Genomic DNA, 14,346 nt, shown 5'->3' with positions numbered 1-14,346 from the left:
TGGACTGGGGCCGTCTCGTCGCCCAGTCGATTTCTCGGGCTCCCCGCCGAAAATAGCGGCCTAATTGGCCGCTATTTCTCCTGATTTGTGCCAATTAGGCTTCGGGGCGGAAAAACTCGAGCAAATTTGCCGGCGGTCAACTCCGTTTTGAGGTAGTGGAGGTGAATAAGGGTCTTTTAAGGCGCTATTTTGTCGAATTTGGCTCTTCTGAACCGAATAGCGGCTTTTTAGGCGCTTATTTTTGGAAAAAAGCGGCCAAAACCCTGATTTGGGGTCCGCTCAAGGTAAATAAGGCCCTTTTTGACCGCTATTATGCCCGAAGAGCCGAATCAGGCCAAAATAACGGCCCAAAAGGCCGTTATTTTGGCAGTCGGCAACAGTCGGCAAGAGAAGCTGCGGGTATCAGGCCTAGTTCACCACGCGTCGCCAAAATCGGCGAATAAGTCTCATAAAGGCCGGCATGGTTAGAACCGATGTCAGTTTTAATGCGCACGTAAGCGGTCATGAAAAGGCCCTGTTTCTTTGTTCGGGTCCCAACGGCGCCTGCACACTACGGCCTGCACCTAACGTCCGCCTCCGCACTATCGCTGCCTCCTGCACACTACCGCCGCCTACCCATAGACCCGGATCTCGATGACCTCCGCGTAAGCCGAGCCATGGGTCTCTTTAATGACCAGCCGGACGGCCGCCGCGGTCAAAGGGAGGGCAAGCGTGTGGACCCGTTTCCGCCGGCGGTTGCCCGTTTCGCGGAGCATGGGGATCCAGCTTCCGTCGTCCGCCAGGACCTCGATCCGGTAGCTTTTGACCAGCTCCGGGATGACTTCGAAGGGTGTCCGGTGATGGTGCAGATTGATCAGGTCCTCGTTCACATCGTCATTGAAGATCAGGTGCAGCTCCCGGATTTCCCGGGGCCGGTCCCAGCTTAGCTCGATCCAGGGAGCAGGCTGCTCCGCCGCGTCCGCCGCCGCCATCGCCATCGCGTCCGCCGGTACCGCTCCCCCCGCCGACACCGCCGCCGACACGCCCGCCGTCATGGCTCCCCCCGCCGTCAGCGCCGCCGCGTCCGCCGCCATTGCGTCCGCCCCCGTCGCCATCGGCCCGGACAGCCACATATGCGGCCCCCCATACGGGCGCTTGTAGCCGTCGATGACCCGCTCGGGGCGATAGGCCTCCGTCGGGAAGTCCGCCCGCAGGCAGAAAAGCCGGCGCGCGAGCCGCTTCATGCTCCATTCCACGACCGGCTGGGTGTCGTCGTGATCCTCTAAATCTTTGGACACGCCGGACGCTACGCCCCGCTCAAAAGCAAGCAGGCCCGTTACCGACGCGTCCGATAGGTATAATCGGAGCAAGGGATTGCCGCGCACGATGACAAAAGCGTTTTGGCTTTCGTCCGGCATCCAGTCGAGTTCCACCGCGACCCACTGTTTCGGGCCCTCGGCAACCCGCACCGAGGCTCGGTATTCGAGCGCGGCTGGGACGTAATTCTCCGGCCTGCCGGTGCTCCACACCTCGACCGTCATCTCCGTGGGGCCGGCCGCGTCGACGAGCCATTCCAGCTTGCCGCGGAGCCCCGGGTCGGCCGGGAGCAGAACGGCGATGTCGTTCTCCAGCGGGTAGGCCTCCTGCGGAGACTCGACGGCGATCCGCGAGAGATGCGAGGAGGCGCGCACGACCGCCTGCCGGGCCAAATCGCCGGGGTCGCGGTTGGCGAGCCCCAGCACGGAGGCGTCCTGCCGCAGCAGCGTTTGCTGCAGGAGCGGGGTATGGCGCCGGGACAGCTCCCGGGGCGTCATGTCCCGCTCGGCGCACAGCGCGGCCGCCGTTCCGGCGGCTTCCCCCAGGATGGCGCAGGTGGCCATCACCCGGGTGGTGCCGAAGGCGACGTGCGTCGCGCTGATATTCCGCCCGGCGAACAGCAGGTTCGCCACGTTGGCGGAATAGAGGCTGCGGAACGGGATGTGGTAGTTGCCGTCCGCGTGCATATGCTTGGAGCCGCTGGCCTCGGCGTACATCCCCTGCGGCGGATGCAGGTCGATGGACCAGCCCCCGAAGGCGACCCGGTCTTCAAAACGCTGCTGGGCGATAATGTCGTTTTGCGTCAGGACATAATCTCCCGTAAATCGCCGATATTCGCGCTTGCCCGGCTGGGAGCCGATCCATTCCAACGTCAGGCGGTCCGCGTCGAACCTCCCCGAATTTTTGATGTAATCCCAGATGCCGTAGATCACGGCCCACAGCTCATCGCGGATCCGCTCGTTATCGTGGACCGTGTCCAGTTCGCCGCCCCACTCGATCCACCAATAATGGCAGCCGGAGTCCCCGCTGCGGATGACTCGCTTCAGCGGAATCGGCGTTCGGGTAATATCCTTGGCGAACGAAGGCGGTACGAATTTGACGGGGTGCCCCGCGTCCTTCGTGTAGAACAGCAGCGTGCTGCCGAGCGTAATCTCATCGGCTTCCTCCGTCGCCCACGCCTCTCCGAATTCATGCCGGGCTTCCCGGCCGATCCGGTAACGCGCTCCCGCCAGGAATCCGACGAGCCCGTCGCCCGTACAATCGAGAAACATCGGGCTCTCGAAAGTGATCCGCCGCTCCGATCCCATCATCCAGCCGGTCACCGACCGGATTCGCCGCTCTTCCTCCGGTCCTTCCGCTTCGACTTCGTGCACGTCGGTATTCAGATATAGCGAGATGTTCGGCTCGGCCCGCACCGTCTCCAGGACGACCAGATCCCATAGATACGGGTTGCCGTCAGGATTACGGTACTGGTTCTCGAGGAACATTTCGCCCATGATTCCCGTCTCCCGCGCGTATCGGTTAATTCCGTGCGCGGTCGCTCCGCAGACCCATACCCGCACCTCGCTGCTGGAGTTGCCGCCCAGCACCCCGCGGTTGTGGACCAGGGCGACTTTCCGTCCGAGCCGGGCCGCCGCCACGGCGGCGCAAACGCCGGCCAGCCCTCCGCCGACCACGGTGATATCGTTACGAACCTTTTCCAATTTCATGTTCCAAAGCACTCCCTTCCGAAATTAGGTTCAACCCTTAACCGCCGAGCTGGCCACGCCTTCGATGATGTATTTCTGTCCGATCAGGAAGACGAGGATCATGGGAATGATCCCGGCGGTGGCCGCGGCCATCATGCCGTTATAGTCGACGTTGTTTTCAAGAATGAAATTCTGCAGGCCGAGCGGTACGGTGAACAGATCTTGGTCGATCAGAAACACGAGCGCGTTCTCGTAGTCGTTCCAATGCCAGGAGAAGTCGATGATCGCCAGCGTAGCCAATGAAGGTTTGGCCATCGGCAGAATGATCCGCGAGAAGATGCGGAAATGCCCGGCTCCGTCCAAAAAGGCGGCCTCGGAAATTTCATAAGGCACCGACAGGAAAAACTGCCGCATCATAAACACGCCGAAAATGGTAAACATCCCCGGAAGAATCAGTGCCCAATGGGTGTTGTAAATGCCGGCCCAGTCGAACATGATGAATTTGGGCACAAACAGAACCTGGGGCGGGACCATCATCATGGACAAGTAAATCAGGAACAGCGCGTTCCGGCCTTTAAATTCGATCCGAGCGAAGCCGTATGCGGCCAAGGCGGAGAGCAGCACGGCCCCGGCCGTACCGAGGAGCGCTACTTTTAACGAATTCAAGTAATAATGCACGAAGCTGTTCGGTCCCGTCCATATTTTCAGGTGATGCTCCCAGTGGAAATCGGCGGGAATCCAGCGGATCGGGTAATGGAACACCTCCGCCGGCGTTTTGAACGAAGTGCTGATCATCCATAGGAAAGGAACGATCATGACGATGCTGAAAAACAGCATAAGCAACGTGAGAACGATTTTTTGCACCAGGGCTCTAGTCATTGTCGGTTTTCCCCCTTAATAGTGGACCCAGCGTTTTTGTCCCATCCATTGGGCGGCAGTGAACAGCAGGATGATGAGGAACAGAGCCCAGGAGATGGCGGAGGCGTAGCCCATTTCGTAATAACGGAAGGCGTTCTGGTAGATGAACAGCGAGAGTACGGTCGTGCTGTTGCCCGGCCCCCCCTGCGTAATGGCCTGAATAATGCCGAACTGCTTGATCGACATAATCAATCCGGTGATCAGCAGCAGGAAGGTCGTCGGGCTGACGAGCGGCCACAGAATGGTGCGGACCGTTTGCCAGGTGCGGGCTCCGTCGATTTTGGCGGCTTCCAGCAGTTCGCCGGATACTTCTTGCAGGGCGGCCAGATAGATAATCATGTTGTACCCGAGCATAAACCAGATCCAGATGATGTCGATGGCATACATGGACGTGTCCATGGTGGACAGCCAGCCCGGGGGATGGGCGACGCCCAGCGAGCGAAGAATACCGTTGATGGGCCCGTTGTTCGGGTGGAAAAGCAGCATCCAGACAAAGGCGACGGCCACCCCGCTTGTAATGTAGGGCATGAAATACAAGGCGCGCAGCGTCTTTTTGAGAAAAACCGAGCGGTTGAGCACGACGGCGACGACGAAACCGAGGCCGATGGACAGCGGAACCGACAGCAGGAACAACAGGGTGTTCCCGATGGCGGTATAGAATACCTCATCCTGCAGCATGCGCCGAATGTTGGCCATTCCGATGAAATTCGTATCCGGGTTCATAAATTTATAGTCGGTGAACATGAGGTAAAAAGAATACGCGGCAGGAACAATAAAGAACAGCAGCACCCCCAGCATATTAGGCCCGATAAATAGATAGCCGAGATATTGCTGCCGTTTCATCCAGGATGTTTTCACAGAAGCCCCACTCCCTTTAAACTTGATCTCCCCTAAAGCTTACCAGCGGGGCCGGAAGGGCATAAGAAACAAAACCACCGACTTCATGCGACAGAAATACGCATTTAGGGCGGCGGTCGGGTAAGGCGGTTTACAGTTTTGTTCTATCGTCCGTTTTGTTCAGCTGTCTGTATCTGCTGGGCGTGTGCGAGGTCAGCCGTTTGAATATCTTAATGAAGTAATTGTCGTTCATGAATCCGACCCGGTGGCCGATCTCATGCACGGGCAGGTCGGTCTCGATCAGGTAACGGATGGCTTGATTGACCCGGACTTGATGCAGGTAATGGATGAGCGTGTGGCCGGTTTTCTTTTTAAAAAGCGTGCTGACGTAGTTTTCCCCCATCATCACGTAGTGGGACATAGACTTGACCGTGATATCCTGCGCGAAGTTGGCGTGGATGTATTGCAGGATTTTCTGGATTTCCGGATGGGTGGTCACATTCTCTTGCAGCAGGGGCGGCAGCTGCGGCCGGGATGGCGTCCCATTTGCCGGGCTCGCGGCCGGCCGGTTTCCCTGAACCCGATCCTTTTGCAACTCGGCGCTGATTTTTCGCAACGTCTCCCGCAGCGAGTTCACGCTCATCGACAGCTTCAAAATATAATTTGATGCGCCGTATTCCATCGCTTGGCGGACATATTCGAAGTCGCTCATACAGGTCAGCATGACGAAGCGGGAGCCGTATCCTTCTTCCCGGCTGCGTTTTAACAGCTCGACCCCGTCCATCTCCGGCATGATAATGTCCGTCAGGACCAGATCGGGCGGTTCCCGGCGGATCATCTCCAGCGCTTCCGCGCCGTTGCCGGCCTCCCCGGACACCGTGAACCCGAGTTCCTCCCAGGCGATAATTTCCCGCACGGATTCCCGCACGAACACTTCATCTTCTACGAGCAGTACATTCCACATGAATATTCCTCCCGGTATTAGGAATGCCCTTGGGCTTGATTCCATGGCTCATGGGCGTAAGGGGGCGAGAGCAGCAGCGGAAACGATAAGCGGACGGTCGCGCCTTGATCGGAAGAACAAATCTCCATTGCACCTTTCTCTTTAAAAAGAAGACGCAATCGCTCCCGGATGTTCCCGAGTCCGATGCCCGGTCGCCTGCGGGCTCCCTTGGCGGCTTGCGCTTTTTCCATGCCGACGCCGTTGTCCGCGATTTCCACCGTCAGTTGATCCGGCGTTTCTTGATAGACCCTGATTTGAATCCGCCCCGAACCGGGCCGCGGGCTTAACCCGTGGATAATCGCGTTCTCGACCAGCGGCTGCAAGCTGAGTTTCGGAACGAGCGCATACCGGACAGTGTCCTCGTAGTCATATGTCACCTCGAACTTGTCGCGGTACCTCACCTGTTGAATGTGGACGTAAGCCTGGACCAGTTCCATTTCGTCCTGCAGATGGATCAGATCTTTATCCGTATTCAGACTGGCTTCCAGGAGCTTGCCCAAGGACAGCGTGATGTTCGTAATCTCCTCATTCCGGTGGCGGATGGAGATCCATTTAATCGTATTGAGCGTATTCAGCAAAAAATGAGGATTGGTTTGCGCCAGCAGCATCTGAAAATGCACGGCTTCCTTCTGCCGTTCCTCGGCCTTCAGCCGCCGGATCAGCTCGTTCGTATCGTCCAGCATCGTGTTGAAGGTCCGGGTCAAGTCCAGGATCTCGCCGCTGAATTTATGCTCCGGCAGACGGATTTTTAAATTTTTCTGCACGACGGCCTTCATTTTATTTTGCAAATGGGACAGCGGGCGGGTGATCGTCGCCGAAATAAGGAAGGTCATCACCAGGAACACGCCCATCAGCAAAAAGAAAGTGAGAAAATACTGCCGCTTCAAATCCTCGATCTCGATGAAGAGCACGGAGAGAGGGATGCGGTTGACGATGTACCAGTCCAAGGATTCCACATAAATGTAGTTGATCAGGGAATTGGACGGTTTATCGATAAAATATTTCTGCTCCGGCCGGTCGGAAATGCGGGACAAGACGCTGTGGGACAGCCGGCTATCCTGCGCCGACCGGGAAATCGTGTCCCCCGCGCTCGTCACCAGAAAATACGCCTGCTGGAGCGCCGACTGTTTCTGCGCCGATTGAAACCAGGAGGAGTAGTCGATGCTGATGCGGGCCAGGCCGTAGGGCGTCTTTTGCGCATCCTCCAAATAAGCATAGACCGACAGCAGGTACGGGCTGGTTGAAATATCCCGGAGGACGTAGTTTTCGTCGTTAGGCACCCAGCGGTAGGAACCTCCGTTCATCGAATCCCGTGCAAATCCCGGATTGTCCCTCATGGACCGGTAATCCAGCACGGCTCTGGGCGAATAGGAAGTGTATACGCTTTCATTTAAGTCCAGAAGCGTAAAGTACACGGAGGGATTGTACAGGAAAAAGCTGTTGTTCAAATTGTTGAATATACTCTCGATCATCCTCTTGTTCTCCAGCGGGTTGCGCTGTTCGGGATGACTCAGCACGGTTTTTACGGTGCTGTCCTGTTGCAGAAAAATCAGCGTTTTGAAGGCCACGCTGATCTGTTCCTCCAGCGTCCGGTACATCTGCTCCAACTGATAATGACTCTGCTGGCTGATTTTTTGCTGCACGAGCAGTTCGATCCGCTGATAGTTATATAAATTCAAAGCGCAAAAGGGAAGCAGAATCAAAAACACAAAAGCGGCGAACAAGCGGTACTTCAGCTTTTGGGGAATTAGAAAACGGAATGCTCGTGGCATCTCGGCTGCCGCCTCCCTTGAGGTGGGGTGTTTTTTTCAATTATAGCATAGGGAGAAAAGGGCGGAGGGCCTTGGGGTAAATTGCGTTGTTTTGTAGAGAAACAAAGATTTGTTCTATTGATGGGAGCGATTTTAGGAGTGATTTACAAAAGGCGGGGTGTCGCCTAAGATGGAAATTAGTACATTGCACCACTGCGTGAGGTGAATCGGGTGGATTCAACGGGATCGGAAGAACAGATTTGGGAAGACATTGAGAATAGTCTTCGCCGCCGTTTCGGAATCGAGGTGTTCGAGCGCACGCCGATCCGGCGGGGATGGTTAAATCTAAAATGGAAAGTGAGTACGGATGCGGGACAGCTTCTGATCAAACAGTACAACAGGGAGCGGTTTAAACTTTATAAGTCGGAGGAATTGCTCCGGGCTTTCTCGCAGCAGATCAGGCTAAGGGAGAGCGGGCTGCCATGCCCCCGGTTGCTGTCGGACCGCGGGGAGGTATTTGTGACCAGCGAGGACGGCGAACGCTTTCTGGTGATGGAGTTTTGCGAGGGAAGTTTGGTTCTGCCCGGCCGAGTCGGTGAGCGGCAGATTCATGATTTGGGCCTCGTCACGGCCCGGATGCATCACTTGCTGAACGACGGGACGCTGGGTGCGAAGGCAAGCCCGCAGTTCGTTCCGCCGAGCTGTGAGGAGCGAATGGGCCATTGGCGGTCCCTAAGGCAGACGGCAGCGGCGGCGGGGGATGATCGGCTTGTGGGGGAGGTCGAGACCCAACTCCGGGCGACGGAGGTGGCGGACATCGATCGGTTTGCGGGCGCGGCTATGGGATGGGCGCACCGGGACTTGTGGGTGGACAACCTGTTGTTTTTTGAGGACCGGGTGGCGGCTGTGCTTGATTTCGACAGGTTGAATTACGATTACCCGGCGCTTGATGCGGCCCGGGCGGTGATCTCCTGCGCTCTGGACGATCAGGGGCGGTTGGATGCTTTTCTCGCACGGGCTTTCATGGCAGGGTATACGGAAGAACGGCATGCGGCCTCAGGGTTCCTGACCCAGGCTTTGCAGCTGTTGTGGTAGATGGAAGGCGTGCGGTGGATACATGCGGAGATGGACAGGGAGAGAGACACGACCGTCCGGTTTGCCAAGGAAATGGAGTGGTTGGCTCACCATGTAACGGATCTGCCGGCGATGCTTGAAGGTTTGTAATGGACTCGCGATTATATACGGAGGAGGAACTAGGGATGATCACGGAGGAAATGGCACGCGCCTGTTCGGCGGAGATGGAGCGGACGAGAAGGCTGGACCCCGGTCTGCTGGAGGCGGTTCATGAGCTGGGTTGGTTCAAACTGTTTGTGCCGGAGGAGCTGGGCGGAAGGATGCTGGCTCTGCCGGAAGCGCTGGAGGTGTTTGAGGAAGCCGCCCGGCTGGACGGGAATTTGGGTTGGCTGGTGACGATCGGATCGGGCGGCGGTATGTTTGCGGCCTATATGGAGCCGGAGGTGGCGCGGGAGTTGTTCTCTCCCCGGGCGGCCGTGGTCGCCGGCAGCGGAGCCCCCTCGGGCGTGGCCCGCAAGATCGAAGGCGGCTATACCGTGACCGGCTCCTGGAAATACTGCAGCGGGTCTTCCTATGCGACGCTGTTTACGGCAAACTGCCGTATCGCCTATGGAGAGGCCGAGGCGGACGAGGAAGCTCCGATCCGTTCGTTTGTGTTTTTGCCGGAGCAGGTGGAGATCGTTCCGGATTGGAACGCCTTTGGCCTGAGGGCGACGGAATCCCATACGATGAGGGTGGACCGGATTTTCGTGCCGGAAGAGCGGACTTTTGATCTTGGGGAGCAAAAGGGTTTCCGGGATTACGCCATCTACCGCTACCCGTTTCTTCCGTTTGCGGAGACGTCGTTTGCGGCGATGGCTTTGGGTCTGGCGCGTCATTTCCTGGACGAGGCGTCCGGCCTGGCGGAAGCGAACAAGGCGGGATGGGAGGCTGCCCAAGCGCATCGCTATCCGTTCGTCCGCCAGCGGACCGACCGGATGGAGACGGAATGGGCCCAGGCCCGCGATACGTTCTACCGTGCGGTCCGCGAGTCCTGGGACCAGGTGGAGCACGGCGGTACGCTGACGGAAGAAGCCCAGCGGCTGGTCGGACAAATCAGCAAGCAAGCCGCCCGCACGGCCGTCGGCTGCGCCGGGGAACTATTCCCGTACCTGGGGATGCACGCCGTGATGGAGGACACGACCATCAACCGGATCTGGCGGGATCTGCACACCGTTGCGCATCATGTGTTGCTGGTTTCTTTTGAGGAGGAGAAAGGGTAACATTAGTAAACGCGTTGGATAAAGTGAACGGGGCCAGGGACATAGGGGAAGTCGGCGGAAGCCGACTTTTTCTACATTTTCAAGAACCGCAAACGGAAGATAGGGAGAGTTTAGAATTCCCCTTCATTGAATTCGGAAACCTCGGCATTCAGAACATACTCGAGGAACTCCAGCGTTATCTCCGATACGGCATCCTCCTCGGGTAAATAAATAAATTTACTGATACGCAAAATATCTGTCTTGAATACTTCTACGAGTTTCAACATGGCTTCCGTATCCCGCTGTTTGGCGGATTGAAGCAGCTTTAGTAATTCGCGGTCCGAGATAAAAGTTGGATCATTTTTTTCTTGCATTTACTCACCGCCTGTTGACTAATATTCAGATGCTGTGCGACTTCTTCTTCGGTTAGATGCTGAAAGTACAGTTTCTCTATAACAAATTTCCCTCTGGGAGGTAATTTATCGACGAGATCTCTAACCAGAATTTTCTCTTCGGATGAGCGAGTATAGTAAGGAGAAGGATATTGGCTATTCTCATAGAGAGGGCGTTCTCTATATCTAATTTTTTTCATACGGTACTGTATTCGCCAGCCGATGCGATAAATCTCGCTTCTGTATTGCTCGTAAACGGTACTATACTGCTTTTCCAAAGTAACCCCTCCTCTGCGAAAGTTATTTATTTATATATTGGGTAATAATTAGGCTATTTTACAACCGAAGGACGAAAAAACAGGAACGTATGTTCTTATTATACCAATATTTTTCGTTTTAATACAGAGGGATACAAAAAAAGAAGAGTACGAATACTCCTCTCACAATTAGAAAATCCCGTCGTATAGAAGCGCCGGTTTAGCACCGCTTAACTGCCGGCCGGGCCAAACGGAACCCTAGGTCGTCGATTTTAAAAGTCGGATGGCTGCGGCGACGGCAGGTTGCTCCGCAACCCCGGGCTTCCTCCGCCCAACTGCCCCCGCGAAAAATCCGGTACGTGCCGTACACCTCTTTATCATAAATATCCCAGCACCACTCCCAGACATTACCCAGCATATCATATAGTCCCCAAGGGTTGGGATCTTTTTGCCCGACTTCATGGGGCGCCCCCTGTGAGTTTTCGCTATACCAGGCAATCCGGTCCAACTCGTCGTATTGATATCCCGTGGTCCCCGCTTTGCATGCATACTGCCACTCAGCTTCGGTAGGAAGCCGATAGCCCTCGGCCGTCCAATCGCAATCGACGGTTTCTCCATCCTCGCCGAAGGAATAGCACTCGCTCAACCCAGCCGCCCGGGACATCATATTGCAAAAAGATACCGCCTCATGCCAGGAGATGTTGACCATCGGCTTTTGGCTGCTAGCCGCATCAACGGGCGGACCGCCGACAACAGCTCGGTACAATGCCTGGGTCACTGGGTAGCTGGCCAGAAGAAAAGACTCAACTTCTACGTTCCAGCGCCGCTGAATCCGGTCGTCCCGGAGTTGGACTTCACCCTTGGGAATAAGCGCCATAGGGATATCCTCCGATTTAAATTCAAATGATGACAATAATTCTCCTCCTAATTTTTCGTCCTGATTTTACCAATTCTACCTCGCCTCCTCCCTTTGGGCAATCCAAAAATATGCAATCCATAAGCGCCTATTTTTTTGGGGTGGGCAGCAAAGGGCGCATCACCGAGGCGAGGCGCTCGCCGATTTGGATCATGCCGCTGCTGGCCGGGTGTAGGAGGTCATGGGACAGGCCGCGCCAATCGTCCAGCAGCTCGCCGCCGTTCGCATACCTGACCTGCGGAAACCCGCAGCGCTGTACGACGTCCCAAAGCGCCGCCCGATACTCGCCGCTGGTGGAGCGCACCTCGCGCTCCGGCCAAGTCCAGCCGAGGTCGGCGTAGCTCGGGAACAAGCCGATGCAAACTAGCGGTTTGCCGGGATGCGCGGCGGCGATCGTCCGGATCATCGCCGCGGCTTGGTCGGCAAACCGGTCGGCCGGGATGCCTTGATTGAGCATATTGACGGAGATGCACAACGTCGCGATGTCCCAATCGTCTCTGGCGGCGATATGCTTCGCGATCGCCTGTTCGCAATGCGCGGAGCCCGGCATGCCGAGGTTTAAAGCGTCCAAGCCGAGGCGCCAGGCCGTTTGCGCGACATAGGTTACCTCGGGCGAGGAAGCCGCGATCCCGAAGGTGATCGAGGTACCGTAGGCCAGGTAGCGGAGGGCGGGCTGTTCGTGAGGAGCGGGAGGACGGAGTCCCTCGCCTTCAAGGCCGAGCAAGTGGACCTCGTGGCCGTGTACGAGAATCCGCCAGATCGGGCCGAAGGAGGGACGAGGCACCTTTTCGGACCACGGGGACCTGAATTGAAATCCGGGCTCCAGTCCCACATCCGCGATTTCAATCGTTGTCGGCGTTTCCCCGATTTGGCGGCTCTCCACCTCATAATCCCCGTAAAACACCTTAACCTGACTGACGCCGCCAAAGCTGGCCAACGTAATCGCCGCGCTTCCCGTTTCCAGCCCGAAGCGGATCTCCAGCAGGGCGGCCCGGCGGATTTGGTCGCGTCCTTTTTCGAGCAATCCGGCCCTGACGGTCTCCGGTACGCGCTGCATCAGCAGCCCGGGTCGCCCTTCCACACGAACCAATTCCTCCACATTGTGCAGTTCCACTTGTTTATGGATCATAAAGACTCCTCACTTTCTGTTTTGAAAAGAAGCCGTGGAAAAGGGGCCGCCGCGGAAACGACGACCCCTAAGCAAGCTTGCAAGCCTCCAGCCTTATTTGTTTTGCTTCAAAAAGTCGTTATGCCGCGTCACCATGGCCTGAATCGTCTGGTCCAGGGACTGGGCGCCGAGGAAGAACTTTTCGTATTCCTGCGCCCGCATATCCATGACCTCCTGCGGCAAGCTTCGCACATAAGTCGGCGTTTTGTCCTCGAACATGACGTACATGAGCGATTCGAGGTCATAGGTGTCCTTTTTGTCGCCGAGCAGGCTGGTCAGCGCATCCTCCTGATTGGCGTCCTTGGAGGCCGGAAGCCGTCCGCCCGCCGCCATCGGCGCCATACCGCCGTCCGCATACCACTTCAGGAATTCCCACGCCTCCGCCTGGTGCTTGGATTTGGCGTTAATCGAAATGTAATCGCCGAGACCGCCGCGCGTGACATAGTTGTCCGCGCTGTCCGCCAGCCGCGGCACCTGGGCGAAGGCGATTTTAAAATCGCGCGGGAAGTCGGTGAAGTTGTTCGAACTGCGCAGCAGCCAGGCCCCGATATTGAGCATCGGCACCTCCCCGCTGAGGAAGACCTGCTCCACCGGCATTTTGGAGGTCAACTGTTCCCCGAGCGGCGGCGTGGTCTTGTCTTCTTTCATCATGGCGTCGAGCGTTCCCAGCCATTTTTTGACGAGCGGGTGATCCAAATTGGAGGTGCCGTCCGGCTTGGTGTACCCTTCCTGCGACAAAACGGAATCGATCGGGTCGACGAACGGCTCCATGTTTTGAATGAATCCGTAGTTCGACCCGGTTTTCAGCTTCTTGGCGTATTCGCGCAGCTCGTCCCAGGTCCAGTCCTTGGGAACCGGCAGGCCCGCGGCGTCCAGCGCATCCTTGTTCAGCGCGATGAAGAACGGGCTCTTCGTGGTCGGCATCCCGTAATACTTCCCGTCGATCTTCCAGCTTGCCGCGTCGGCCCCCATTTTCTCGTCGATATTATAGTCGCTGAATGGGCTTAAATCGAGGGCGAGGTTCGACTCCACCCGTTTGGATGCCTGGGAGATCGAGTAATTGACGAACAAATCGACATCCTGTCCGGTAATCATCGCCGTATCGAGCTTGAGGTTCCCATCGTCGTCATTGACGAAGCGAACGTACTCGACCTGGATTTCGGGATGCTCTTGATTCCACGCGTCGATGACCTGCTGCGGCCCCGCTTCCGGCGGAACGCCGCCCCACATTTTTAACGTGACCGTGTTCCCCGTCTTGGCGTTCCCGCCGGCCTGTTCCCCGGCTTTCCCGGACGTATTGCCGCCGCTGCCGTCCCCTCCGCCCGAGCATCCCGCCAGTAAGCCCATGATGAGAACCAAGGCGGTCCATCCCGCGACCCAACCTTTCTTTTTCAAAAGCGCCAACCTCCCTGAGTTAATCCATAATTTCGTTGATGGATCAAGGATACCAGACCGGAAAAACCGCCAGAAGGAACAAAAACGCGAAGTCCATGGAACATATCTATGTAAAGGGAAAGGGAGTGGAATAAATCGTTCTATTGGGGAAAAAGTAGGGCTGCGGATGGGAAGGTTGGGAGGCGGAGAAAGTGAGGGGGGCTGGCGGCATTAACGGGAATTTTGCCCGTTAATGCTGCGGATTTCGCCCCTGGCGGGGCAATTAGCTGGAATTTCTCCAGCTAATCCGCGCCAACAGGGGCGAAAAGGGCTTGGCGGTCCGAATTAACGGGAGGAATTCCCGGTAAATGTGGACCGCCGGCGGGTTTGGCCGAATTAACGGGAGGAAATCCCGTTAATTCGGCAGGCCG

General features: G+C 56.9%; 13 protein-coding genes. 3 read left to right on the top strand and 10 right to left on the bottom strand.

The annotated features are described in order from the left end of the window. The first annotated feature begins 161 nt into the window (after positions 1-161). Positions 162-443, top strand: coding sequence for a hypothetical protein (locus LBW89_RS04665; RefSeq protein WP_148454717.1), 282 nt, complete (start codon positions 162-164; stop codon positions 441-443). Positions 444-611: 168 nt separating this feature from the next. Here LBW89_RS04665 and LBW89_RS04660 read toward each other — a convergent pair whose 3' ends face one another. The 5 genes from LBW89_RS04660 to LBW89_RS04640 all read right to left on the bottom strand — a co-directional run bounded on the left by LBW89_RS04660 (position 612) and on the right by LBW89_RS04640 (position 7,514). After that, positions 612-3,005, bottom strand: a complete 2,394-nt coding sequence (locus LBW89_RS04660) for an FAD-dependent oxidoreductase (RefSeq protein ID WP_225038642.1) — start codon at positions 3,003-3,005, stop codon at positions 612-614. Positions 3,006-3,035: 30 nt separating this feature from the next. Next, the gene (locus tag LBW89_RS04655; protein WP_148454719.1) at positions 3,036-3,863 is read right to left on the bottom strand and encodes a carbohydrate ABC transporter permease; all 828 of its coding nucleotides are present in this window, start codon (positions 3,861-3,863) and stop codon (positions 3,036-3,038) included. Positions 3,864-3,878: 15 nt separating this feature from the next. Beyond that, positions 3,879-4,760: a carbohydrate ABC transporter permease gene (locus LBW89_RS04650; protein ID WP_225038641.1), complete on the bottom strand. Its 882-nt coding sequence runs from the start codon at positions 4,758-4,760 to the stop codon at positions 3,879-3,881. A gap of 130 nt (positions 4,761-4,890) precedes the next feature. After that, the gene (locus tag LBW89_RS04645) at positions 4,891-5,703 is read right to left on the bottom strand and encodes a response regulator (protein WP_225038640.1); all 813 of its coding nucleotides are present in this window, start codon (positions 5,701-5,703) and stop codon (positions 4,891-4,893) included. A gap of 17 nt (positions 5,704-5,720) precedes the next feature. Continuing rightward, entirely contained in the window at positions 5,721-7,514 is a 1,794-nt protein-coding gene (locus LBW89_RS04640) for a sensor histidine kinase (RefSeq protein ID WP_225038639.1), read from the bottom strand. 210 nt (positions 7,515-7,724) lie between these two features. Between LBW89_RS04640 and LBW89_RS04635 the strand changes: the two genes are divergently transcribed. Further along, positions 7,725-8,588 carry a phosphotransferase gene (locus tag LBW89_RS04635; RefSeq protein WP_225038638.1) on the top strand — a complete coding sequence of 288 codons (864 nt, stop codon included), beginning with the start codon at positions 7,725-7,727 and terminating at the stop codon, positions 8,586-8,588. Positions 8,589-8,752: 164 nt separating this feature from the next. Continuing rightward, complete coding sequence (locus LBW89_RS04630; protein WP_148454727.1) at positions 8,753-9,829, top strand: acyl-CoA dehydrogenase family protein; 1,077 nt, start codon at positions 8,753-8,755, stop codon at positions 9,827-9,829. Positions 9,830-9,939: 110 nt separating this feature from the next. Here LBW89_RS04630 and LBW89_RS04625 read toward each other — a convergent pair whose 3' ends face one another. The 5 genes from LBW89_RS04625 to LBW89_RS04605 form a co-directional block, all read right to left on the bottom strand. Then, entirely contained in the window at positions 9,940-10,182 is a 243-nt protein-coding gene (locus LBW89_RS04625) for a hypothetical protein (RefSeq protein ID WP_148454729.1), read from the bottom strand. Continuing rightward, positions 10,134-10,400, bottom strand: coding sequence for a sigma factor-like helix-turn-helix DNA-binding protein (locus LBW89_RS04620; RefSeq protein WP_148455844.1), 267 nt, complete (start codon positions 10,398-10,400; stop codon positions 10,134-10,136). Before LBW89_RS04620 ends, LBW89_RS04625 begins: the two co-directional genes overlap by 49 nt. A 277-nt stretch (positions 10,401-10,677) precedes the next feature. After that, positions 10,678-11,334: a formylglycine-generating enzyme family protein gene (locus LBW89_RS04615; RefSeq protein WP_148455846.1), complete on the bottom strand. Its 657-nt coding sequence runs from the start codon at positions 11,332-11,334 to the stop codon at positions 10,678-10,680. A gap of 127 nt (positions 11,335-11,461) precedes the next feature. After that, positions 11,462-12,502 (bottom strand): GDSL-type esterase/lipase family protein, encoded by a 1,041-nt coding sequence (locus tag LBW89_RS04610; RefSeq protein ID WP_225038637.1) that lies wholly within the window; start codon positions 12,500-12,502, stop codon positions 11,462-11,464. Between the two features lie 93 nt (positions 12,503-12,595). Next, complete coding sequence (locus LBW89_RS04605) at positions 12,596-13,936, bottom strand: ABC transporter substrate-binding protein (protein WP_225038636.1); 1,341 nt, start codon at positions 13,934-13,936, stop codon at positions 12,596-12,598. Positions 13,937-14,346 lie beyond the last annotated feature (410 nt).

It is taken from the genome of Paenibacillus sp. alder61, from assembly GCF_020179875.1.
GTDB lineage: Bacteria > Bacillota > Bacilli > Paenibacillales > Paenibacillaceae > Fontibacillus > Fontibacillus faecis.
Note: the sequence above shows the minus strand (reverse complement) of the source record. Positions and strands in the feature narration are given on the sequence as shown.